At 60.9% G+C, this 23,000-nt stretch carries 18 protein-coding genes and 1 riboswitch; of the genes, 12 read left to right on the forward strand and 6 right to left on the reverse strand.

The features are described 5' to 3' along the window. Positions 1-65: 65 nt before the first annotated feature. Both ACJ8HT_RS04125 and leuO read right to left on the reverse strand, forming a co-directional pair. Positions 66-1,874: an AMP-dependent synthetase/ligase gene (locus ACJ8HT_RS04125; protein ID WP_195873758.1), complete on the reverse strand. Its 1,809-nt coding sequence runs from the start codon at positions 1,872-1,874 to the stop codon at positions 66-68. A 464-nt stretch (positions 1,875-2,338) separates the two neighbouring features. After that, a complete protein-coding gene (gene leuO, locus ACJ8HT_RS04130; protein ID WP_197652734.1) occupies positions 2,339-3,286 on the reverse strand; it encodes a transcriptional regulator LeuO in 948 nt (315 codons plus the stop codon). An 874-nt stretch (positions 3,287-4,160) separates the two neighbouring features. Between leuO and leuA the strand changes: the two genes are divergently transcribed. The 4 genes from leuA to leuD are packed head-to-tail and all read left to right on the forward strand — an operon-like array spanning position 4,161 to position 8,843. Beyond that, positions 4,161-5,735, forward strand: coding sequence for a 2-isopropylmalate synthase (gene leuA, locus ACJ8HT_RS04135; protein WP_004932820.1), 1,575 nt, complete (start codon positions 4,161-4,163; stop codon positions 5,733-5,735). A 2-nt stretch (positions 5,736-5,737) separates the two neighbouring features. Beyond that, positions 5,738-6,829, forward strand: coding sequence for a 3-isopropylmalate dehydrogenase (gene leuB, locus ACJ8HT_RS04140; RefSeq protein WP_194572778.1), 1,092 nt, complete (start codon positions 5,738-5,740; stop codon positions 6,827-6,829). Position 6,830: 1 nt separating this feature from the next. Next, positions 6,831-8,231 carry a 3-isopropylmalate dehydratase large subunit gene (gene leuC, locus ACJ8HT_RS04145; RefSeq protein ID WP_048232639.1) on the forward strand — a complete coding sequence of 467 codons (1,401 nt, stop codon included), beginning with the start codon at positions 6,831-6,833 and terminating at the stop codon, positions 8,229-8,231. A gap of 9 nt (positions 8,232-8,240) precedes the next feature. Further along, a complete protein-coding gene (gene leuD, locus ACJ8HT_RS04150) occupies positions 8,241-8,843 on the forward strand; it encodes a 3-isopropylmalate dehydratase small subunit (RefSeq protein WP_060422456.1) in 603 nt (200 codons plus the stop codon). A 37-nt stretch (positions 8,844-8,880) separates the two neighbouring features. On the opposite strand, the gene ACJ8HT_RS04155 is transcribed toward leuD, so the two are convergent. The 3 genes from ACJ8HT_RS04155 to sgrT all read right to left on the reverse strand — a co-directional run bounded on the left by ACJ8HT_RS04155 (position 8,881) and on the right by sgrT (position 12,022). Continuing rightward, positions 8,881-10,353 carry a DASS family sodium-coupled anion symporter gene (locus ACJ8HT_RS04155; RefSeq protein ID WP_070915003.1) on the reverse strand — a complete coding sequence of 491 codons (1,473 nt, stop codon included), beginning with the start codon at positions 10,351-10,353 and terminating at the stop codon, positions 8,881-8,883. Between the two features lie 144 nt (positions 10,354-10,497). Then, positions 10,498-11,694: a sugar efflux transporter gene (locus ACJ8HT_RS04160; protein WP_197652735.1), complete on the reverse strand. Its 1,197-nt coding sequence runs from the start codon at positions 11,692-11,694 to the stop codon at positions 10,498-10,500. A 154-nt stretch (positions 11,695-11,848) separates the two neighbouring features. After that, a complete protein-coding gene (gene sgrT / locus ACJ8HT_RS04165) occupies positions 11,849-12,022 on the reverse strand; it encodes a glucose uptake inhibitor SgrT (RefSeq protein WP_194572775.1) in 174 nt (57 codons plus the stop codon). 90 nt (positions 12,023-12,112) lie between these two features. Between sgrT and sgrR the strand changes: the two genes are divergently transcribed. The 7 genes from sgrR to ilvN all read left to right on the forward strand — a co-directional run bounded on the left by sgrR (position 12,113) and on the right by ilvN (position 19,553). Further along, complete coding sequence (gene sgrR, locus ACJ8HT_RS04170) at positions 12,113-13,774, forward strand: HTH-type transcriptional regulator SgrR (protein ID WP_197652736.1); 1,662 nt, start codon at positions 12,113-12,115, stop codon at positions 13,772-13,774. Between the two features lie 37 nt (positions 13,775-13,811). Further along, a riboswitch (TPP riboswitch) is annotated at positions 13,812-13,930 on the forward strand. A 57-nt stretch (positions 13,931-13,987) separates the two neighbouring features. Continuing rightward, positions 13,988-14,974, forward strand: coding sequence for a thiamine ABC transporter substrate binding subunit (thiB, locus tag ACJ8HT_RS04175; RefSeq protein WP_197652737.1), 987 nt, complete (start codon positions 13,988-13,990; stop codon positions 14,972-14,974). Further along, positions 14,950-16,557 carry a thiamine/thiamine pyrophosphate ABC transporter permease ThiP gene (thiP, locus tag ACJ8HT_RS04180; RefSeq protein ID WP_197652738.1) on the forward strand — a complete coding sequence of 536 codons (1,608 nt, stop codon included), beginning with the start codon at positions 14,950-14,952 and terminating at the stop codon, positions 16,555-16,557. The genes thiB and thiP overlap by 25 nt, the downstream gene beginning before the upstream one ends. Then, positions 16,544-17,248 (forward strand): thiamine ABC transporter ATP-binding protein ThiQ, encoded by a 705-nt coding sequence (gene thiQ / locus ACJ8HT_RS04185; protein WP_025301552.1) that lies wholly within the window; start codon positions 16,544-16,546, stop codon positions 17,246-17,248. The genes thiP and thiQ overlap by 14 nt, the downstream gene beginning before the upstream one ends. A gap of 88 nt (positions 17,249-17,336) precedes the next feature. Then, the gene (ivbL, locus tag ACJ8HT_RS04190) at positions 17,337-17,450 is read left to right on the forward strand and encodes an ilvB operon leader peptide IvbL (protein ID WP_154747116.1); all 114 of its coding nucleotides are present in this window, start codon (positions 17,337-17,339) and stop codon (positions 17,448-17,450) included. 111 nt (positions 17,451-17,561) lie between these two features. Further along, a complete protein-coding gene (gene ilvB, locus ACJ8HT_RS04195; RefSeq protein ID WP_197652739.1) occupies positions 17,562-19,256 on the forward strand; it encodes an acetolactate synthase large subunit in 1,695 nt (564 codons plus the stop codon). Positions 19,257-19,259: 3 nt separating this feature from the next. After that, a complete protein-coding gene (gene ilvN, locus ACJ8HT_RS04200) occupies positions 19,260-19,553 on the forward strand; it encodes an acetolactate synthase small subunit (RefSeq protein WP_016929110.1) in 294 nt (97 codons plus the stop codon). Positions 19,554-19,583: 30 nt separating this feature from the next. On the opposite strand, the gene ACJ8HT_RS04205 is transcribed toward ilvN, so the two are convergent. Further along, positions 19,584-20,360 (reverse strand): DedA family protein, encoded by a 777-nt coding sequence (locus tag ACJ8HT_RS04205; protein ID WP_038873425.1) that lies wholly within the window; start codon positions 20,358-20,360, stop codon positions 19,584-19,586. A 214-nt stretch (positions 20,361-20,574) separates the two neighbouring features. Between ACJ8HT_RS04205 and ACJ8HT_RS04210 the strand changes: the two genes are divergently transcribed. Continuing rightward, complete coding sequence (locus ACJ8HT_RS04210) at positions 20,575-22,941, forward strand: DNA polymerase II (protein ID WP_084826860.1); 2,367 nt, start codon at positions 20,575-20,577, stop codon at positions 22,939-22,941. Positions 22,942-23,000 lie beyond the last annotated feature (59 nt).

Here is a 23,000-nt window from a genome sequence, read left to right on the forward strand (position 1 = left end):
TACAGAACTAAATCAGGTGAAGGATATGCCGTTTTTTTGGCCGGGCACATGGCCCGGCGGCGGCGTCAGGCCTGTTCCTGGTACATCGAGTCGATTTCACGCTGATAGCGCTGCAGGATCACTTTACGGCGAAGCTTCAGCGTTGGTGTCAACTCCCCCAGCTCCATCGAAAAGGCCGCCGGCAGCAGCGTGAACTTCTTCACCTGTTCGAAGCGCGCCAGCTCCTTTTGCATCTCGCGCAGGCGCTTTTCGAACATCTCGAGGATTTCGCCGTTGCGCAGCAGATCCAGGCGATCCTGGTATTTCAGGTTCACTGACTTCGCGTACTCCTCCAGCGACTCAAAGCACGGCACGATCAGCGCGGAAACGAATTTACGCGCATCGGCGATGATCGCCACCTGCTCGATAAAGCGATCCTGCGCCAGCGTGCCTTCCAGCATCTGCGGCGCGATATATTTGCCGCCGGAGGTTTTCATCAAATCCTTCAGGCGTTCGGTGATGAACAGGTTGCCCTCTTCATCGATCGCCCCGGCATCGCCGGTTTTCAGCCAGCCGTCCTCGGTAAAGGTCGCGGCGGTTTCCAATGGTTTGTTGAAATAGCCGCGCATCACGATTGGCCCGCGCACCTGGATTTCATTTTCCTCGCCAATGCGCACCTCGACCTCCGGCAGCGGTTTGCCGATAGATCCGAAGCGGAAATGCCCCTCTTCCCAGCAGGAGACGGTCGCACAGGTTTCGGTCATGCCATAACCGTACTTGATGTTGACGCCCATCGCCTGGAAGAACAGGATCACATTGTCGTCCAGCTTGGCACCCGCCGCCGGCAAAAAGCGCACCCGGCCGCCGAGGATACCGCGCAGCTTGCTCAACACCAGCTTATCGGCCCAGCGGTGGGTGAAGTCGAACACTTTGCCCAACGGTTTGCCGGCGCGCTCCTGCAGGAATTTTCGCTCGCCGCAGACGATCGCCCAGTGGAACAACGCACGGCGCAGCCAAGGGGCGCGCGCCACCTTTTCATGCACCGCGCTAAAAATCTTCTCGTAGAAACGCGGCACCGCGCACATTAACGTCGGGCGCACTTGCCCCATCGCTTCCCGCACCCAGTCGGTGTTCGGCAGGAAAACGTTCTGCGCGCCGGAATGCATCACAAAGAAGCTCCAGGCCCGCTCAAAAACGTGCGACAGCGGCAGGAAGCTGAGCGACACATCTTCTTCGCCGACCGTCAGTCGTTCATCATGCAGGTAGAGCTGCGCCGCCAGGTTGCGGTAGTCCAGCATCACCCCTTTCGGCTCGCCGGTAGTGCCCGAGGTATAGATCAGGGTGAAGAGATCCTGCAGGTCGCACTCTTCAATACGCTGCTGGCGTTGAGCGGCAAAAGCCGCCGGATCGGCAGCGCGCTCGAAGGTGCTCAGGTGCTGTGCGATCTCGCAGCCGCGCAGATCGGCCCCCTCGTCGAAGACGACAATATGACGCAGCTGCGGGCAGACGCCGCGCAGCGCGATGGCGGCGTCAAGCTGCGCCTGCTCGCCGACGAACAGTATACGGATGTCGGCGTCGTTGGTGACGAACGCCGCCTGTGCCGGCGTGTTGGTGGAATAGAGCGGAACGCTGATGCCGCGCAGGTGAAGGATAGCGAGATCGGTCAACGCCCAGGCCATCGTGTTATTGGCGAAAATACCGATGCGTTCTTGCACTTCGACGCCCAGCCCCAGTAACCCGGCGGCAATGCGATCAATACGAGTGGCGGCCTCTCCCCAGGTCAGCTGCAACTCGCCGTTGGGCGACCATTGGCGAAAAGCTGTGCGATCGGCTCGGTGGATGATTTGATGCTGTATACGATGGATCAAATGGTATTGCAGCAGATTAGTGATCATAGTGCTCTAAGCCTGAAATGAATCAAACAGTTAAGCCGGAGCGACGCCTTACGGCCCCCATCTCAGCTTACACGTGTTTACTTTTTTCTGCGCAGTCTACCTAGTCTCAGGCAGGGGGAAAAGCGATTTCAGCGTAGAAGTGTGAGCCAAAACTCAGTCCGACTTCCGCACTTTCATTGGTTGGACAAAACGGGGAGGAAAAGGTTTGCTGATGGCAATAAAACGCGGCCCCTCCGGGCCGCCGCATCGGGTTAGTTTAAAATTCCATCTGGAAAGTAAAAATCAGAATATTAATTCATATTAATTATTTTTGGTAAACGAACACGCTCACGTTGAAAATAAGTTATTATATCGCCGCAAAACCAAGAAACATCTTAATAAAAACGCAGATAGTTCTTAGTTTTTATTATGAGGAAAAACGCTCAGTTGGATATTATCTTTATATAACCTCGTTATTTATCGCTTTACATTGGATTGCCTGCTTCAATCAGGACGGATTTCATCCACTGGTGCCCCTTATCCCGCTCGGTGGACTCATGCCAGGAGAGGTAACAGGTAGCTTTATTATCGCTGCTGCATAAAGGCACCGCTTTTATTTTCAACGTCTCCGTCTGCTGTCGCACCAACCAGGCGGGTGCAATCGCCACCATGTCCGTTTGCGATACCATATTCAACACGCTGTAGAGATCCGTGCACTGTTGCGTCACGGCGCGCAGCATCGGTTCTTCTAAATAAAAAGGTTTACTGAACGATCCAAAGCTTTCCAGGGAAACCGCGGCATGCTGCTCGGCCAGCATGTGCTCCGGTGTCACCTCCTCACCCATTCTCGGATGCGTCTGCGCAACCGCCAGCACTAATTCGTCGTCGAACATCGCCAGGCTGCGAAACTCCGTCGATTCGAAACGGCTGTAGCCGATGACAAACTCGACGTCCTGATAACGCAATTGATGCTCAATATTATTGTTGATATATGACTTTATTTGCAGGTTAAGCTGCGGCGAAATCTGTTTGACGTGATTGATTATCCCGGCACCCAGACGCAAATCAAGCGGGCTGCACAACGACAGCGAGAACGTTCGCGTGCTGGTCAGCGGTTCAAACTCGGCGCCCGGCAACTCATTTTGCACCAGCTGCAGCGCTTGCCGCACCGGCCCAAAAAGCTGCCTGGCCCGCATGGTGGGCTGGATCCCACGCCCGCAGCGCACGAACAGTTCGTCGTTGAACATCACCTTCAAGCGCGCGACCGCGTTGCTCACCGCGGGCTGTGACATCCCTAACGAATTAGCGGCTCGCGTAATATTTTGCATTTGCATCACGGCGTCAAACACCGTCAGCAAATTAAGATCGACGCTGCGCAAATGAATGTCCGCCGGCTCTTTGACCGTGGCGATTTCTGAATCATATTCAGCCATATTTCACTCCACTAAATCCTGTGTAGAAAATCTAATCCTTATGCTCGACAAACAATGAAACACCGCATTGTCTTATCTTTGCACGACTCACTCTGCCATTACCGCCATCAGCCGATAAAAAACCTCGTGTTATCGTCACGATATAAGTCGTATATGGGATACATGTCAGCAGTTTCTCCCGTCAACGGGAAGAATACCACCTGGGTGGTACTAATAATTAGGTAGTAAAAATGATTAATACAATTAAACAACGTAACCGCACTGTATGAGACAAACTATAAAAACACATCACAAGCAATCAAACCATCTAAAAACACCGCTCACTTTGTGTAAAAACGCATTATTTTGTTATATTATGACTAAAACAATAAATTAATCATATGAATTCAATTTAAAACATTTGTATTTGAAATGTTATTTTACCCCCCTCCGAGATCACCTTCTCTTATTTTTTTCACCACAAATCTTAACCCAACGAAATCCAGAAGCAATTAGCGCAGTCTATATTCGATTCGTTTATGCTAAGCAGCACGCAAACAGCTCCCCGTTTTTTCTCTAAGATGACGCTTTTATGCCGAATGATCCTCTGTTTAGCCAATTAGCCGATGCATTGTCCCCGCATTCAATCAGGTGTTGACATCGCCAGGCCAATCACGTATCAAATTAGGCAGACACCCAATTTAAGAGAAGCTGACCCCTTATGATCCGTACTCACCGTCTACTAGGCCTACTACTCAACGCATCTTGTTTGCGCGGTATGCCTGTGGACGAAGTTCGGAGCTGACTCAGCCGATCACCCATAAGAAACCCGCGCTACTGCGCGGGTTTTTTTTTGCCCGCTTAGCGTGAAATCAACACGATAAGGAATGCACCGATGAGCCAACAAGTCATTATTTTCGATACCACGCTGCGTGATGGCGAACAGGCATTACAGGCCAGCCTGAGTGTAAAAGAGAAGATTCAGATTGCGCTGGCGCTGGAGAGAATGGGCGTAGACGTGATGGAAGTCGGTTTCCCGGTCTCTTCGCCCGGCGACTTCGAGTCGGTGCAAACCATCGCGCGCCAGATCAAGAACAGCCGCGTCTGCGGCCTGGCCCGCTGCGTGGACAAAGACATCGACGTGGCCGCCGAAGCGCTGCGCGTCGCCGAAGCGTTCCGCATCCACGTGTTCCTGGCTACCTCGACCCTGCACATTGAATCGAAGCTGAAGCGCTCGTTCGACGAAGTGTTGGAGATGGCGGTGCGCTCGGTCAAACGTGCCCGCAACTACACCGACGACGTAGAGTTCTCCTGTGAAGACGCCGGCCGTACGCCGATCGACAATCTGTGCCGCGTGGTCGAGGCCGCTATCAACGCCGGCGCCACCACCATCAATATTCCGGACACCGTCGGCTACACCACGCCGAACCAGTTCGGCGGCATCATCACCACCTTGTATGACCGCGTGCCGAACATCGACAAAGCCATCATCTCCGTGCACTGCCACGACGATTTGGGCATGGCGGTCGGCAACTCCATCGCCGCGGTACAGGCCGGCGCCCGTCAGGTGGAAGGCACCCTGAACGGCATCGGTGAGCGCGCCGGCAACTGTTCGCTGGAAGAGGTGATCATGGCGATTAAGGTGCGCCAGGACATCATGAACGTGCACACCAACATCAATCATCAGGAAATCTTCCGCACCAGCCAGATCGTCAGCCAACTGTGCAACATGCCGATCCCGGCCAACAAGGCAATCGTCGGCTCCAACGCCTTCGCCCACTCCTCCGGCATTCACCAGGACGGCGTGCTGAAGAACCGCGAAAACTACGAAATCATGACCCCGCAGTCGATCGGCCTGAAGGACGTGCAGTTGAACCTGACCTCCCGCTCCGGCCGCGCGGCGGTGAAACACCGCATGGAAGAGATGGGCTACCAGGAGCAGGACTACAACCTGGATACCCTGTACGCCGCCTTCCTGAAGCTGGCCGACAAAAAGGGCCAGGTGTTCGACTATGACCTGGAGGCGCTGGCCTTCATCAACAAACAGCAGGAAGAGCCGGAGCACTTCAGCCTGGGCTACTTCAGCGTGCAATCCGGCAGTAGCATCATGGCCACCGCCTCGGTGAAACTGATCTGCGGCGGCGAAGAGAAAGCCGAAGCCGCCACCGGCAACGGCCCGGTCGATGCGGTTTATCAGGCGATCAATCGCATCACCGACTACCCGATCGAGCTGGTGAAATACCAGCTGACCGCCAAGGGCCATGGACGCGACGCGCTGGGCCAGGTGGATATCGTGGTCTCTTACAACGGCCGCCGCTTCCACGGCGTGGGCCTGGCGACCGACATCGTCGAATCCTCCGCCAAGGCGATGGTGCACGTGTTGAACAATATTTGGCGCTCACAGCAGGTAGAAAAAGAAAAGCAGCGTCTGCAGCAAAACAAACATCAAAATAATCAGGAAACGGTGTAAACATGACGAAGACTTATCACATTGCCGTCTTGCCCGGAGACGGTATCGGCCCGGAAGTAATGGCTCAGGCGCGCAAAGTGTTGGACGCGGTGCGTCAACGCTTTGACATTCGCATCACCACCGCCGAATACGACGTCGGCGGCATCGCCATCGATCGCCACGGCAGCCCGTTGCCTCAAGCAACCGTCGCCGGCTGCGAGCAGGCCGACGCCATCCTGTTCGGCTCGGTGGGCGGCCCGAAATGGGAACACCTGCCGCCGGCCGAGCAGCCGGAACGCGGCGCGCTGTTGCCGCTGCGCAAGCACTTCAAACTGTTCAGCAACCTGCGTCCGGCGCGTCTGTATCAAGGTCTGGAAGCCTTCTGCCCGCTGCGCGCCGACATCGCCGCCCGCGGCTTCGACATTCTGTGCGTGCGCGAACTGACCGGCGGCATCTACTTCGGCCAGCCGAAGGGCCGCGAAGGCCAGGGCATGCAGGAGCGCGCTTTCGATACCGAGGTGTACCACCGTTTCGAGATTGAACGCATCGCGCGCATCGCCTTCGAATCCGCCCGCAAGCGCCGTAACAAGGTGACGTCGATCGACAAGGCCAACGTGCTGCAAAGTTCCATCCTGTGGCGTGAGGTGGTCAATCAGGTCGCCAAGGATTACCCGGACGTGTCGCTGTCGCACATGTATATCGACAACGCCACCATGCAGCTGATCAAGGATCCGTCCCAGTTCGACGTGCTGCTGTGCTCCAACCTGTTCGGCGACATCCTGTCCGACGAGTGCGCGATGATCACCGGCTCGATGGGCATGCTGCCGTCCGCCAGCCTGAACGAGCAAGGCTTCGGCCTGTACGAACCGGCGGGCGGTTCCGCGCCGGATATTGCAGGCAAAGGCATCGCCAACCCGATTGCGCAGATCCTGTCCGCCACCCTGCTGCTGCGTTACAGCCTGGGCGCCGATGAAGCGGCCGACGCCGTGGAGCGCGCCATCAACCAGGCGTTGGAACAGGGCTACCGCACCGCCGATCTGGCCGGTGACGGTAAAGCCGTCAGCACCGATGAAATGGGCGACATCATCGCTCGCTTTGTAGCTCAGGGGGCATAACATGGCTAAAACCTTATACCAGAAGCTGTACGACGCCCACGTGGTGCACGAAGCGCCGAACGAAACGCCGTTGCTGTATATCGACCGTCACCTGGTGCACGAAGTCACTTCGCCGCAGGCGTTCGACGGCCTGCGCGCCATGGGCCGCAAGGTGCGCCAGCCAGGCAAAACCTTCGCCACCATGGATCACAACGTGTCGACCCAGACCAAAGACATCAACGCCAGCGGCGAAATGGCGCGCATCCAGATGCAGGAGCTGATCAAGAACTGCGCGGAATTCGGCGTTTCGCTGTATGACCTGAACCACCCGTTCCAGGGCATCGTGCACGTGATCGGGCCTGAACAAGGCATGACGCTGCCGGGCATGACCATCGTCTGCGGCGACTCGCACACCGCCACCCACGGCGCTTTCGGCTCGCTGGCGTTCGGCATCGGCACCTCCGAGGTGGAACACGTGCTGGCGACCCAGACCCTGAAGCAGGGCCGCGCCAAGACCATGAAGATTGAAGTCACCGGCGACGCCGCCGAGGGCATCACCGCCAAAGACATCGTGCTGGCGGTGATCGGCAAAACCGGCAGCGCCGGCGGCACCGGGCACGTGGTGGAATTCTGCGGCAAGGCAATCGAAGCGTTGAGCATGGAAGGCCGCATGACCCTGTGCAACATGGCAATCGAAATGGGCGCCAAGGCCGGGTTGGTCGCGCCGGACGACACCACCTTCGCCTACCTGAAAGGGCGCCAGTTCGCACCAACCGGCGAAAACTGGGAGCAGGCGGTCGCCTATTGGCGCACGCTGAAGTCCGATGCCGACGCCCAATTCGATACCGTGGTGACGCTGCACGCCGAAGAGATCGCGCCGCAGGTCACCTGGGGCACCAACCCCGGCCAGGTAATCGCCGTCAATCAGGCGATCCCGGCGCCGGAATCGTTCAGCGATCCGGTCGAGCGCGCCTCCGCGGAAAAGGCCTTGGCCTACATGGATTTGAAACCGGGCATCAAATTGACCGACGTGCCGATCGACAAAGTATTCATCGGCTCCTGCACCAACTCACGCATCGAAGATCTGCGCGCGGCGGCGGCGATCGCCAAAGGGCGCAAGGTCGCAAGCGGCGTGCAGGCCATCGTGGTGCCGGGATCCGGCCCGGTGAAGGCCCAGGCGGAAGCCGAAGGGTTGGACAAAATCTTTATCGAAGCCGGTTTCGAATGGCGTTTGCCGGGTTGTTCGATGTGCCTGGCGATGAACAACGACCGCCTGAATCCGGGCGAGCGCTGCGCATCCACCAGCAACCGTAACTTCGAAGGGCGTCAGGGCCGCGGTGGGCGTACCCACCTGGTCAGCCCGGCGATGGCCGCTGCGGCCGCCGTCGCCGGTCACTTCGCCGACATCCGTGATATTCACTAAGGGGCTAACGTGGCTAAATTTACTCAACATACCGGCTTAGTGGTGCCTTTGGATGCGGCCAACGTCGACACCGACGCCATTATTCCCAAGCAGTTTTTGCAGAAGGTGACCCGTACCGGCTTCGGCCAGCACCTGTTCAACGATTGGCGCTTCCTCGACGACGCCGGCCAACAGCCGAACCCGGAGTTCGTGCTGAATAAACCGCGCTATAAAGGCGCGAGCATCCTGCTGGCGCGCGAGAACTTCGGCTGCGGTTCCTCGCGCGAACACGCGCCCTGGGCGCTGACCGATTACGGGTTCAAAGTGGTGATCGCGCCGAGCTTCGCCGATATCTTCTACGGCAACTCATTCAATAACCAGCTGTTGCCGGTGACGCTGAGCGAGCAGCAGGTGGATGAGCTGTTCAACCTGGTCGGCGCCAACGAAGGGACGGAGTTCGTGGTGGATCTGGAGAACCAGACGGTTAACGCCGGCGGCAAAAGCTATCCGTTCGAAATCGACAGCTTCCGCCGCCACTGCATGATCAACGGGCTGGACAGCATCGGCCTGACGCTGCAGCACGAAGCGGACATCTCCCGTTACGAAGCGCAGCAGCCGGCGTTTCTGAATTAATTCCCTTCACCCGCCTCCCGGCGGGTGAATTTTTTCCTCACCAGTAGCCCAGCAGCTTCCACCACGCCCCGCCGATCAGCATCCAGATCAGCAGGTTAACCACGCTCATCACCAGCCCCGCTTTCCACCATTCCCCCAGCGTCACGTAGCCGGAGCCGAAGATGATCGGCGCGGTGCCGGTGCCGTAATGCGTCAGCGACATCATCAGCGAGGAAGAGAACGCCAGGATCAGGCCCAGCAGCGCCGGCGGCGCGCCGAGCGCGATGCCGGCGGCGAAGAAGGCGGCGAACATCGCCGTCACGTGCGCGGTGGTGCTGGCGAAGAAATAGTGAGAATACAAATAGATGAGGGTCAGCAAGATCGTGCCGCCCACCCAGCTCATGCCCATATGGTCGATGCCGTTGCCCACGGTTTGCGACAGCCAACCGATCAGCCCCAGCTTGCCGAGGAAGCTGGCCATCATCACCAGCGCCGAGAACCACACCACGGTGTCCCAGGCACCTTTATGCTTGAGCACATCCTCCCAGCTCAGTACGCCGGTAGCCAACAACACCGCCAGGCCGATCAGCGCTGCGGTGGTGGGATTGACCGCCAGCGCCGGGCCGAAGATCATCGCCGGGATGCCGGCCCACAGCACCAGCAGCAGCGCGAACACCCCGAGGGTGATTTTCTCCGGCAGCGTCACCGGCCCCAGCGCCTGCAGTTTTTCGCGCGCGAAGCGCGGCGCGTCCGGAGTACTTTTCACCTCCGGCGGATACAGCAGATAGATGACCAACGGCATCACGATCAGCGAGCACAGCCCCGGCACCAGCGCGGCGACCGCCCACATCGACCAGGACAGCTCGAAGCTGCCGTGGGTGCCTTTGGCAATCAGGCTGACGATCAGCGGGTTAGGCGCGGTGGCGGTGATAAACATCGCCGAAGTGACCGGGTTGATGTTGTAGTTCACCAGCGACAGATAGCGACCGATCTTGCCGGAGGTATTGAGCTCGGGTTTGGAACCGAAGCTGTCGGCGATCGACTTCATGATCGGGTGAATGATACCCCCGCCGCGTGCGGTGTTGCTCGGCGTCACCGGCGCCAGCGTGGTTTCCGCCAGCGTCAGCGCATAGGCGATACCCAGCGTTTTTTTGCCGAACAGCGAAATGAAATAGTAGCCGATGCGCGCGCCCAGCCCGGTTTTGTTCAGGCTGAGGGAGATCATGATCGAAAAACCGATCAGCCAGATCAGCTGGTTAGAAAAGCCGCTGAGCGCGTCATCCAGCGCGGCGCCCGGCTTGCCGGGGTTGGTGACGCCGGTCACCGCCACCAGGGCGATGGCGATCACCGAGACCGCGCCGATCGGCATCGCCTTGCCGATGATGGCGATGATGGTGCCGATAAACAGCGCCAGCAGCTGCCAGGCGTTGGGTGCAACGCCCTCCGGCACGGGAATGAGGAACCAGATAATCAGCGTGGCGGCGAGGGCGCACAGGGAAGGAAGCGGTTTGAGCGGTGTGAGTTTATCCATAACGTTCCCACTGTTCTAAACAACAAGGCGGCATCTCAATAGCGAGACGGGCGTGGGCGCAACGATCGCGCTCCATATGCCTTCAGCTTGGGCGTCCGGTTTCGCCTTCTCAATGACTTACATCAAGAATGCCGCCGTTTGACCTCACACTTCACGCACTTTGGCGCTCATCCAGAGCGCCGCCAGCGCCAACAGCGCCGCCATCCAATACACCGAGCCATGCCCGAAGTTCTCCACCAGCGCGCCCTGCAGCACCCCGGCCAGGATCACCCCGGTCGAGATACTGTTGGTGAACAGCGTGGTGGCGGCGCCCGGTCGGCCCGGCATCAAATCCTGAAAATAGAGCATTCCGATACCGGCGACGATGCCGATAAACACCGCGTTCAGCAGCTGCAACGCAATCAGGGCAGGCTTGGTCGCCAACATCGTCAAGCCGAGATAAAACAGTACGCCCGCCGCCACCGCCAACAGCATCATGTTGCGCTTGCCGAAGCGTTTGACGTAATAACCGGCCAGCAGCATCGCCGGGATCTCCAGCCCGGCGGCGGTGCCCATCAGCACCCCGGCCAACCCTTCAGGCAGGCCGAGATCGGTGGTGATATACAGCGGCATATCAATGATATATAAGGTGTTGCAGGTCCACATCAGCATCGAGGCGATGAACAGTAACCGCACGTCACGATTGCGCCAGGCGCTGGCGGGCGCAATCGGCGCAGAAGTCCCCCCCTTTAACCCCTCATTCTTCGCCGCACGCGGCACCGAAGGCAGCATAAATCCCACCAACAGCACGCAGACCGCGAAGGTGGCGGCGGCGATCAGGAACATTACGGTAAAGCCGTAGTTCAGCGCCAACGCAAACGACAGCGGCGGGCCGATTACCCACGCCAGCGAAAGCTGGGCGCGCATCACCGAGCTGAACATCACCACTTCACGCGCCTCGCTGTCGGCGTATTCCCGCGCCAACGCGAAAATTTGCGGCATGGCGGTGTTGGCAACGGCGGACATCAATACTCCCGCCGTGATCAGCGTCAGGTAATCGCGGTTAAACGCGAACAGCAGGCAGTTGCCGACCGCCATCAGGCAGCACAACAGGATCAGCCTGCGCCGATCGCCGCGGGTGTCAGAACGTTTGGCCAACAGGAAACTGACCACGATGCCGGCCACTGCATTGGCGGTATAGAACAGCCCGACCCACAGCGGCCGCACCTTGACCTCGGTGGTCAAAAACAGGCTGAGCGTTGGCGTCAACAACGCGCCGGCGATACCGGAGAGAAAAGCGATCAGCAGGAATGCGGCAAAGATAGGGTTGATGCGCAGTGACAACCGGCTCAGGCGTTGCATATCGTCTTCCCTGACCTCAAAGCAGAAGAAAGAACCTTAGGCCACGGCGAGAAAAATGCAAGCGCATCGCCATGACCACGCATAAAAAAACCAGTGGGTCACCCCACTGGCTGGTGAAACAGCACCATTACTCAGAAATTGGTTGCCGCGGCCCCTACAGGTGCTCGCGATACTGCTTATCAGTCATCTCTTTGATATCCCACTGGGTCAGGTGCGCCAGCATCGCCAGCCGCGCCTGTTCGGGCACCACGCTCAGCCAGTCGGCGTGCTGACGGCGCACCGCGCTGAAATAGCGCTGATAGAACTGTTTGGATAAGAAAGCTTTCATGATTACGCCCTCCCCTTTCATTGATGAAAATTATCGGCGTAATATAGGGAAAGAAAAATTGACGAGTTGAGGCAGGAGCGTTCCTCTTTTATGTCCACGTCCCGATTGCAGCAGCAGTTCATCCGTCTGTGGCAGCGTTGCCACGGTGAAACCACCGACACCACGCTGCAGGCACTGGCGGAGGTGCTGAGCTGCTCGCGGCGCCACGTGCGCACCCTATTGAGCGCCATGCAGCGGGAGGGGTGGCTTACCTGGCAGGCGGAGTCGGGGCGCGGCAAGCGTTCGCGGTTAACCTTCCATTACACCGGCCTGGCACTGCAGCAACAGCGGGCCGAGGAGCTGCTGGAACAGGACCGCATCGATCAGTTGGTGCAGCTGGTGGGCGACAAAAACGTGGTGCGCCAAATGCTGCTGTCGCAGCTGGGGCGCAGCTTCCGCCAGGGGAAACACATCCTGCGGGTGCTCTACTACCGGCAGCTGTACAACCTGCTGCCCGGCTCGGCGCTGCGGCGTTCGGAGACCCATTTGGCGCGCCAGATTTTCAACGGCCTGACGCGCATAAATGAGGAAAACGGGGAACTGGAGTCCGATCTGTCTCACCATTGGCAGGCGCTGACGCCGCTGCACTGGCGGTTTTACCTGCGCCCGGCGATCCATTTTCATCATGGCCGCGAGCTGGAGATGGCGGACGTCATCACTTCCCTCTCACGCCTAACCTCACAACCGCTGTTCTCGCATATCGAGAGCGTCACCTCGCCGACGCCGTTCGTTATCGACGTGCAGCTGCGCAGCCCCGACCACTGGTTGCCCTGGCTGCTGGGCAGCGTGCAGGCCATGATCCTGCCGCACGAATGGCGCGAACTGCCGGATTTCGCCCGCCATCCGGTCGGCACCGGCCCCTACCGCATGGTGCGCAACCATCCCAGCCAGATGAAGATCCACGCCTTCGACGACTATTTTGGCTACCGGGCGCTGATCGACGAGGTGAACATCTGGGTGCTGCCGGAGTTTTCCGAAGAGCTGGTGCACTCCGGCGTGCAGCTGCAGGGCGATGAAACCGGCAACAGCGAGCTGGAAAGCCGGCTGGAAGAGGGCTGCTATTTCCTGCTGTTCGATCAGCGTTCACCGCTGGCTGCCGACCCCGCCATTCGCAGTTGGCTATGCGAATTGATCAACCCCATTTCGCTGCTGAGCCACGCAGGGCCGCTCTATCAGCGCTATTGGTCGCCGGCGTACGGCCTGCTGCCGCGCTGGCATCACAACCGCACGCTGGCGCAGCAGCCCAAGCCCGCGGGCCTGACCGAACTGACGATGACCCACTTCAATGAACATTCGGAGTTTCACGCCATTCGCCAGGCGATCGAACCGCTGCTAGCGCAGCACGGCATCCGCCTGATCGTGCAAAGCGTGGATTATGCCACCTGGCACCAGGGCGACGCGCGCAGCGATCTGTGGCTCGGCAGCGCCAACTTCTATCTGCCGCTGGAGTTTTCGCTGTTCGCCACGCTGTACGAACTACCGCTGATGCAGCATTGCATGAACGAAGATCTGGCGCAGGACGCAGCGCTGTGGCGCGCCAACCGCTTGCCACTGGCCGAGTTCTGCCAGCGTCTGGTCAGCAACCACCAGCTGCATCCGCTGTTCCACCACTGGCTGCAGCTGCACGGCCAGCGCAGCATGCGCGGCGTGCGGATGAACACCCTCGGCTGGTTCGACTTCAAGTCCGCCTGGTTTGCCCCGCCGGAGGCATAAGCGCCTTTCGCCCGGGTCGGTTAATCTTTACAATAGCGCCGTCTCAACGGGGTGCGGTAAGTCGGGCCGCGTGATAAGCCCGATTTTCCGCTGAGAGCACACCCGTCGAACCTGATCCGGTCAATACCGGCGGAGGGATTTGAGCCCAGCGAACCGGCGACGCCGCCTCGCCCCCTCAGATGCCCTTGCCCCCTTATTTTTCAGGAGTGCAACGTGGTCAAAACATATCTGCCCTGCTTATTGCTGCTGTGTGCCGCGCCGGTGTTCGCCAAGCCGACGCTGACGGTTTACACCTACGATTCCTTCGCCGCCGACTGGGGCCCAGGCCCGGCGGTGAAAAAAGCCTTCGAAGCCGAGTGCGACTGTGAACTGAAGTTCGTCGCGCTGGAAGACGGCGTCTCGCTGCTGAACCGCCTGCGCATGGAAGGCAAGAACAGCGCGGCCGACGTGGTGCTGGGGTTGGACAACAACCTGTTGCAGGCGGCGCAGCAAACCGACCTGTTCGCACCGAGCGGCGTCGACACCGCCAAACTGACGGTGCCGGGCGGCTGGCAGGACGCGACCTTCGTGCCTTACGACTATGGGTACTTCGCCTTCGTCTACAACAAAGAAAAACTGAAGAACCCGCCGAAGAGCCTGCAGGAGTTGGTCAGCAGCGATAGCAACTGGAAAGTGATCTACGAAGATCCGCGCACCAGCACGCCGGGCCTCGGCCTGCTGCTATGGATGCAAAAAGTGTATGGCGACAAGGCGCCGGCCGCCTGGCAGCAGCTGGCGAAGAAGACCGTCACCGTCACCAAAGGCTGGAGCGAAGCCTACGGCCTGTTCCTGAAAGGGGAAGGCGATCTGGTGCTCAGCTACACCACCTCTCCCGCCTATCACCTGATCGAAGAGAAAAAAGATCTCTACGCCGCCGCCACGTTCAGCGAAGGCCACTACCTGCAGGTGGAAGTGGCGGGCAAGCTGAAGGCCGCCAAACAGCCTGAGCTGGCGGAGCGCTTCATGCAGTTCATGGTGACGCCGGCCTTCCAGAACACCATCCCGACCGGCAACTGGATGTACCCGGTGATCAACACCCCACTGCCCGTCGGCTTTGAGCAGATGAACGTGCCGCATACCGCGTTGCAATACAGCGCCGAAGAGGTGGCCAAACAACGCGGCGGTTGGATCCGGGCATGGCAAACCGCCGTCAGCCGCTGATCCCCCGCTGGCTCTGGCCGGGGCTGCTGGCCGCCGGCGTGATCCTGCTGGTCGCCGCGCTGGCGATGGGCTCGCTGTGGCGTCACGCGCCGGACAGCGACTGGCGCGGCCTGTGGCAGGACAGCTACCTGTGGCACGTGGTGCGCTTCACCTTTTGGCAGGCGCTGCTGTCGGCGCTGATTTCGGTGCTGCCCGCCGTTCTGCTGGCGCGCGCGCTCTATCGCCGCCGCTTCCCCGGCCGGCAGGTGCTGCTGCGGCTGTGCGCCATGACGCTGGTGCTGCCGGTGCTGGTGGCGGTGTTCGGCCTGCTCAGCGTCTATGGGCGCCAGGGCTGGCTGGCGGCGCTGTGCGGCTGGCTGGGCGTCGAGTATGGCTTCTCGCCCTACGGCCTGCAGGGCATTCTGCTGGCGCACCTGTTCTTTAACCTGCCGCTGGCCACCCGCCTGTTGCTGCAGGCGCTGGAGAATATCCCGGTAGAGCAGCGCCAGCTGGCCGCCCAACTGGGCATGAATGGCTGGCAGCAGTTCCGCTTCGTCGAATGGCCGGCGCTGCGCCGCCAGATCCTGCCGAGCGGCGCGTTGATCTTCATGCTTTGCTTCGCCAGCTTCGCCACCGTGCTGTCGCTGGGCGGCGGGCCGCAGGCCACCACCATCGAACTGGCGATCTATCAGGCGCTGAGTTACGACTACGATCTGGGCCGCGCCGCCATGCTGGCGCTGATCCAGTTAAGCTGTTGTCTGGGGCTGGTGTTGATCAGCCAGCGGCTGAGCCAGGCGCTGCCGGTGGGCCATACCCATGCCCAGCGCTGGCGCAACCCGGAAGACAGCCTGTGGCGGCGCGTCGGCGATTTTCTGCTGATCGCCGCCGCGCTGCTGCTGCTGCTGCCGCCTCTGCTGGCGGTGATCGCCGACGGCGCCAATCAGGCCGTCGTCAGCGTGCTGCGCCAGCCGGTGCTGTGGCAGGCGCTGTTCACGTCGCTGCGCATCGCCCTCGGCGCCGGGGTGCTGTGCGTGGCGCTCACCATGATGCTGCTGTGGAGCAGCCGCGAGCTGAAGCTGCGGCAGCACCTGCGCGGCGGCCAGGCGCTGGAGCTGAGCGGCATGGTGATCCTGGCGATGCCGGGCATCGTGCTGGCCACCGGCTTCTTCCTGCTGCTGAGCGATACGATCGGGCTGCCGCAGTCGCCCTATGCGCTGGTGATCCTCACCAATGCGCTGATGGCGGTGCCCTATGCGCTGAAGGTGTTGGAGAACCCGATGCGCGACCTCGCCGAACGTTACAACCCGCTGTGCCTGTCGCTGGATATCCACGGCTGGCAACGGCTGCGGCTGATCGAACTGCGCGCGCTGCGCCGCCCGCTGGCGCAGGCACTGGCCTTCGCCTGCGTGCTGTCGCTCGGCGATTTCGGCGTGGTCGCCTTGTTTGGCAACGAGCATTTCCGTACCCTGCCTTTTTACCTGTATCAGCAGATTGGCGCCTACCGCAGCAACGACGGGGCGGTGACCGCGCTGCTGTTGCTGCTGTTGTGTTTCCTGCTGTTTACCCTGATCGAACGCTTACCGGGGCGCCATGCTGACGCTTGAAAAACTGACCTATCTGTATGAACACCTGCCGATGCGCTTTGATCTGCGCATCCAGCCGGGCGAGCGCGTCGCGGTGCTCGGCCCCAGCGGCGCCGGTAAAAGCACCCTGCTGAGTTTGATCGCCGGCTTTCTGCCGGCGGCCAGCGGCCGGCTGCTGCTGAACGGCGAAGACCACACCGCCACGCCGCCGGCCAAACGGCCGGTGTCGATGCTGTTTCAGGAGAACAACCTGTTCGCGCACCTGACGGTAGCGCAGAACATCGGGCTGGGGTTGGACCCCGGTCTGCGCTTGACTGAACAGCAGCGCCAACAGCGGGCGCATATCGCCCGTCAGGTCGGCCTGGAGGAGCACCTGGAGCGCCTGCCGTCGCAGCTTTCCGGCGGCCAGCGTCAGCGCGCCGCGCTGGCGCGCTGTTTGATTCGCCAACGGCCGATCCTGTTGCTTGACGAACCTTTCTCAGCGCTCGATCCGGCGCTGCGCAACGAGATGCTGCAGCTGCTGCAGACGGTGTGCGAACAGCGCAACCTGACGCTGCTGATGGTGTCGCACAACCTCGACGACGCCGCGCGCATCGCTCCGCGCACGCTGCTGGTGGTCGACGGGCGCATCTACTACGACGGCCCGACGCAGGCCCTGCTGGACGGCAGCGCGCCCGAAGCGCGCGTGCTGGGCATTTCGGGCAAAGCGTGATCTGACGCGCGTTTTTTATGCTGCGCCAATAAACCTGTTGTGCGAATTTTGCGCCTGTGCTTTTATAAAAACCTGACTTTTTTTACTGATGATAAGGTTCCCTGTGATCGCATCCTCGCTGACTTCGACCCTACTAGTTACCGCGCTACCAGCCGCGGTGGTCGTCGTGCGTGTGGTGGTGGTCGTCGGCAATGCGCCGTAGGGTCCGAATCAACGCATCGATTCCCAAACCCCGCCGGCGCAAACCGGGCGGGGTTTCTTGTTTTAGCACCCTGCCCAGAAAAGCTCACCGGCCTTGAGAAAGGACAGGAACATGGCAACTTCGGGCACGCCTCAGCCGGGCACCAGCTTCACCGGCGCACAATTGATCGTTCATCTGCTGGAGCGGCAGGGCATCACCACCGTCGCCGGCATTCCCGGTGGCGCGGCGCTGCCGCTGTATGACGCGCTGAGCCAAAGCACCCGCATACACCACGTGCTGGCGCGCCACGAACAGGGCGCGGGCTTTATGGCGCACGGCATGGCGCGCGCCAACGGCAAAGCGGCGGTATGCATCGCCTCCAGCGGGCCGGGCGCCACCAACCTGGTCACCGCCATCGCCGACGCCAAGCTCGACTCCATTCCGCTGGTGTGCATCACCGGTCAGGTGCCCTCCTCGATGATCGGTACCGACGCCTTCCAGGAGGTGGACACCTATGGCATTTCCATTCCGATCACCAAGCACAACCATCTGGTACGCGATATCCGCGAACTGCCACAGGTAATCGGCGACGCGTTCCGCATCGCCGAGTCCGGCCGCCCCGGCCCGGTCTGGATCGATGTGCCGAAAGACGTGCAGACCGCCACCATCACCCTGGAAGAGCTGCCGCCGATTGCCGTACCGGACGCCGCACCGAGCTTCGATCCGGCGCTGGTTTCGCAGGCCGCCACGATGATCAACCAGGCGAAACGCCCGATCCTCTACCTGGGCGGCGGCATCATCTGCGCCGACGCTCACCGCCAGGTGCTGGAACTGGCCGAACGCGCCGGTCTGCCTACCACCATGACGCTGATGGCGCTGGGGGCGATGCCGGTGGAACACCCGCTGTCGCTGGGCATGCTGGGCATGCACGCGGCGCGCAGCACCAACTTCATTCTGCAGGAGGCGGATCTGCTGATCGTGCTGGGCGCGCGCTTCGACGATCGGGCAATCGGCAAAACCGAGCAGTTCTGCCCTAACGCCGCCATCATTCACGTGGATATCGACCGCGCCGAGCTGGGCAAGGTCAAACAGGCCAACGTGGCGATCCATGCCGACGTCGGCCAGGTACTGCAACAGCTGCTGCCGCAGATCGACACGCAGCCACGCAGCGCGTGGCTGAGCACCGTCAACGACCTGAAGCGCGAGTTCCCGTTCAACATGCCGAACGCCGACGATCCGCTGAGCCATTACGGCCTGGTGCTGGCCGCCGCGCGCTGCGTGGACGACAGCGCCATTATCACCACCGACGTGGGCCAGCATCAGATGTGGGTGGCACAGGCCTATCCGCTGAGCCGGCCGCGCCAGTGGCTGACGTCGGGCGGGCTGGGCACCATGGGCTTCGGTCTGCCGGCGGCGATCGGCGCGGCGCTGGCGGAGCCCGAGCGCAAAGTGCTGTGCTTCTCCGGCGACGGCAGCCTGATGATGAACATTCAGGAAATGGCCACCGCCGTCGAACACGATCTGGACGTGAAAATCATTTTGATGAACAACCAGGCGCTGGGGCTGGTGCACCAGCAGCAAACCCTGTTCTACCAGCAGCGCATCTTCGCCGCCGCCTATCCGAAGCGCACCGACTTCCTGAAGATCGCCGCCGGATTCGGGCTGGATACCTGCGATTTGAACGCCGCGGAAGATCCGCAGGCCGCGCTGGCCGAAGCGATCCAACGCCCGGGCCCCTGCCTGATCCACGCGCTGATCGACATCAACGAAAAAGTGTTCCCGATGGTGCCGCCGGGCGCCGCCAACATCGACATGATTGGAGAATAAGCCATGCTGCAACCACAAGATAAACCCCAGGTGATCCTGGAGCTGGCCGTGCGCAACCATCCCGGCGTCATGTCGCACGTTTGCGGGCTGTTCGCTCGCCGCGCATTCAACGTCGAAGGCATTCTATGTCTGCCGCTGAAGGACGGCCAGCAGAGCCGCATTTGGCTACTGGTCGCCGACGACCAACGGCTGGAGCAGATGATAAGCCAGGTGGAAAAGCTGGAAGACGTGCTGCAGGTGAAGCGCCACAGCGAAGACGTGCGGGTATTTGAACAGCTGGAAGCGTTCTTCCAGTAAGGCGAACGGGGGGCTGACGCCCCCTATCCATTATGATGATTGCCCGGACAGCACCTGCCACAACAGGTGCCGATACACCGGCATCAGCGGCTGCTGGCTCAGCAGATAACCGACCGCCAGCGCCGCCAGCCAACTCACGGCGCACACTACGCGCAGCCGCAGCGGCGTCAGCCAGCGGCTCAGCCGATCGGCGTTACGCTTGCCCTCACGCCACCAGCGCCAGCTCAGCCACACCGCCAGCCAGAGGGTGAGCGCCGCGGCGAGCAGCAGCCACTTGAACATCGCGCTGTTGGCGCCGGCGGGAATGTCGATCGCCACGCCCGCCAGGATGCCGGGGAAAAAATAGACCGGCGGCCAGGTCAGGCAGCCGATGATGTTCGGCAAGGCAAACTTGTACGGCGGCAGATCGAGCATGCCGGCCACCATCGGCACCAGCGGGCGCGTCGGGCCAACGAAGCGGCCGATCAGAACGGTCGCCATGCTGTGCTGGTGCAAGGCGTGTTCGGTTTTGTCGAGCAGCGCTTTGTTCTTCTTCAGGAATGACCAGCGGTGCAAGGGCCCTTTGAAGGCGCGGCCGACGAAATAGGAGATCCAGTCGCCGAGCAGGCAGCCGACGATCCCCGCCGCCCAGGCGTAGTAGAAGTCCACCTTGCCGCTGCCGATCAGGGCGCCGATGCTGGCCATCATCACCGTGCCGGGCAGCAGCAGCCCTACCAGCGCCAGCGACTCGAGAAAAGCGACCAGCAGGACGACCATCAGGGTGAAAGCCAGTGACTGGGTGATCAAATCTTGTAAATAGGCTTCCATTACACCTCTGCGGATTATTCGGCCAAACGGGGCGAAGGATTTTCCAGTGCAGCCGCAGACGAGTCAATCGATGAATTGTATGCGTATTTGGCAACGCCGCACGGCAATGGACAATCACTGTATAAAAACCCATACTATAATTTATCTATATTAGCGCCAAAACCGACATCTCGCTGAATGTCGCGCACGCCGCCCGGCGGAAGACGAAGGGGTTATGACAGCACTGCAACAGGGTTTCCTGCTCACTCGCCACTGGCGCGACACGCCCGCCGGCACCGAGGTCGAATTTTGGCTGGCGACCGACGCGGGCCCGCGTCAGTTGCGTCTACCGCCGCAAACCTCGGTGGCGTTTATCCCCGCCGAACAAAAGCCGCGCGCGGAACAGCTGCTGCGCGAAGAACGGCAAGTCGAACTGAAACCGCTGGCGCTGACGGATTTTCATCACCGCCCGATGCTGGGGCTGTACTGCCGCCAGCACCGTCAGCTCATCAAGCTGGAAAAACTGCTGCGGGAAGGCGGCGTTACGGTCTACGAGGCCGACATTCGCCCGCCCGAGCGCTACCTGATGGAACGCTTCATCACCGCGCCGGTATGGTTCAACGGCCAGGGCAACGGCGATGGGCCGTTGCTCAATGGCCAGATGAAGCCGGCGCCGGACTACCGCCCGACGCTCAGACTGGTGTCGCTGGATATCGAAACCACCGCCCACGGCGAACTTTACTCCATAGCGCTGGAAGGCTGCGGCCAGCGCCAGGTCTACATGCTGGGGCCGGCCAACGGCGGCGATGCGCCGCTGGATTTCGATCTGGAATACTGCGCCAGCCGCCCCCAGCTGCTGGAACGGTTGAACGCGTGGCTGGAGCGCCACGATCCTGACGCCATCATCGGCTGGAACCTGGTGCAGTTCGATCTGCGGGTGCTGCAAAAGCACGCCGAACGCTACCAGATCCCGCTGCGGCTGGGGCGCGGCGGCAACCTGCTGGAGTGGCGCGAGCACGGCTTCAAACAGAACCACTTTTTCGCCGCCGCCGCCGGCCGCCTGATCATCGACGGCATCGAAGCGCTGAAATCCGCCACCTGGAACTTCCCCTCCTTCAGCCTGGAATACGTTTCGCAGGCACTGCTGGGCGAAGGCAAGGCGATCGACAACCCTTATCAGCGCATGGCGGAGATCGACCGACGCTTCGCCGAAGACAAGCCGGCGCTGGCCCGCTACAACCTGAAGGACTGCGAGCTGGTGACGCGCATCTTCGCCAAGGCCGATCTGCTCAACTTCCTGCTGGAACGCGCCACCGTCACCGGGCTGGCGGCCGATCGCAGCGGCGGATCGGTGGCGGCCTTCAGCCACCTCTATATGCCGCGCATGCACCGCCTGGGCTTTGTCGCCCCCAACCTCGGCGAACAGCCGGAGGAACACAGCCCCGGCGGATTCGTGATGGACTCCCAGCCCGGCCTGTACGATTCAGTGCTGGTGCTGGACTATAAAAGCCTGTATCCGTCGATCATCCGCACCTTCCTGATCGATCCGGTCGGGTTGGTGGAAGGCATGCGCCACCCAAACGACGCCGATTCGGTGCCCGGCTTTCGCAACGCCCGCTTCTCGCGCAGCAAACACTGCCTGCCGGCGATCGTCGAGCAGATCTGGCAGGGGCGCGAAGCCGCCAAGCGCCAGCACAACAAGCCCCTGTCGCAGGCGCTGAAGATCATCATGAACGCGCTGTACGGCGTGCTGGGATCGAGCGGCTGCCGCTTCTTCGATCCGCGGCTGGCGTCGTCGATCACCTTGCGCGGCCACGAGATCATGCGCCAAACCCGCGAACTGATCGAAGCCGAAGGCTATCAGGTGATTTACGGCGACACAGACTCCACCTTCGTGTGGCTGAAACAGCCGCATGATGAGCAGCAGGCGGCGCAGATCGGCCGGGCGCTGGTGCAGCGGGTCAACGCCTGGTGGCAGCAGCATCTGCAGCAGCAGTTCGGGCTGGAGAACGCGCTGGAGCTGGAGTTCGAAACCCACTATTCGCGCTTCCTGATGCCGACCATTCGCGGCGCCGAACAGGGCAGCAAGAAACGCTACGCCGGCCTGATCGCACGCGCCGGCGGCGAGGAAGAGATGGTGTACAAAGGCCTGGAAACGGTACGCACCGACTGGACGCCGCTGGCGCAGCAGTTCCAGCAGCAACTCTATCAGCGCATCTTCAAACGGCAACCCTACCAGGACTATGTGCGCGACTACGTCGGCAAAACCCTGAACGGCGACTTCGACGATCAGCTGGTGTACCGCAAACGCCTGCGCAGGAAACTCGACGACTATCAGCGCAACGTGCCGCCGCACGCCCGCGCCGCGCGCATCGCCGACGATTACAACCGCAGCCAGGGGCGGCCGCTGCAGTATCAGAACGGCGGCTGGATCAGCTACGTGATGACCGTCGCCGGGCCGGAACCGCTGGAGACGCGCCATTCCCCCATCGACTATCAGCACTACCTCGAACGCCAGCTGCAACCGGTGGCAGACGCTATACTCCCTTTCTTGCACGACGACTTCACCACGCTGGTCACCGGGCAGATGGGGCTGTTTTGAGATTGCGCCAGGTTAAGAAAAATCATCCGGTTTTGCAGGTGACGAACGCGCCGCCTTCC

The organism is Serratia sp. CY44782 (assembly GCF_052168715.1).
Lineage (GTDB): Bacteria > Pseudomonadota > Gammaproteobacteria > Enterobacterales > Enterobacteriaceae > Serratia > Serratia nevei.

Bases quoted from the DNA above. Each gene is read 5' to 3' on its own strand.
- ACJ8HT_RS04125 (WP_195873758.1), bottom strand. From the start codon at position 1,874: ATGATCACTAATCTGCTGCAATACCATTTGATCCATCGTATACAGCAT.
- leuO (WP_197652734.1), bottom strand. From the start codon at position 3,286: ATGGCTGAATATGATTCAGAAATCGCCACGGTCAAAGAGCCGGCGGAC.
- leuA (WP_004932820.1), top strand. From the start codon at position 4,161: ATGAGCCAACAAGTCATTATTTTCGATACCACGCTGCGTGATGGCGAA.
- leuB (WP_194572778.1), top strand. From the start codon at position 5,738: ATGACGAAGACTTATCACATTGCCGTCTTGCCCGGAGACGGTATCGGC.
- leuC (WP_048232639.1), top strand. From the start codon at position 6,831: ATGGCTAAAACCTTATACCAGAAGCTGTACGACGCCCACGTGGTGCAC.
- ACJ8HT_RS04155 (WP_070915003.1), bottom strand. From the start codon at position 10,353: ATGGATAAACTCACACCGCTCAAACCGCTTCCTTCCCTGTGCGCCCTC.
- ACJ8HT_RS04160 (WP_197652735.1), bottom strand. From the start codon at position 11,694: ATGCAACGCCTGAGCCGGTTGTCACTGCGCATCAACCCTATCTTTGCC.
- sgrT (WP_194572775.1), bottom strand. From the start codon at position 12,022: ATGAAAGCTTTCTTATCCAAACAGTTCTATCAGCGCTATTTCAGCGCG.
- sgrR (WP_197652736.1), top strand. From the start codon at position 12,113: ATGTCCACGTCCCGATTGCAGCAGCAGTTCATCCGTCTGTGGCAGCGT.
- thiP (WP_197652738.1), top strand. From the start codon at position 14,950: ATGGCAAACCGCCGTCAGCCGCTGATCCCCCGCTGGCTCTGGCCGGGG.
- thiQ (WP_025301552.1), top strand. From the start codon at position 16,544: ATGCTGACGCTTGAAAAACTGACCTATCTGTATGAACACCTGCCGATG.
- ivbL (WP_154747116.1), top strand. From the start codon at position 17,337: ATGATAAGGTTCCCTGTGATCGCATCCTCGCTGACTTCGACCCTACTA.
- ilvB (WP_197652739.1), top strand. From the start codon at position 17,562: ATGGCAACTTCGGGCACGCCTCAGCCGGGCACCAGCTTCACCGGCGCA.
- ilvN (WP_016929110.1), top strand. From the start codon at position 19,260: ATGCTGCAACCACAAGATAAACCCCAGGTGATCCTGGAGCTGGCCGTG.
- ACJ8HT_RS04205 (WP_038873425.1), bottom strand. From the start codon at position 20,360: ATGGAAGCCTATTTACAAGATTTGATCACCCAGTCACTGGCTTTCACC.
- ACJ8HT_RS04210 (WP_084826860.1), top strand. From the start codon at position 20,575: ATGACAGCACTGCAACAGGGTTTCCTGCTCACTCGCCACTGGCGCGAC.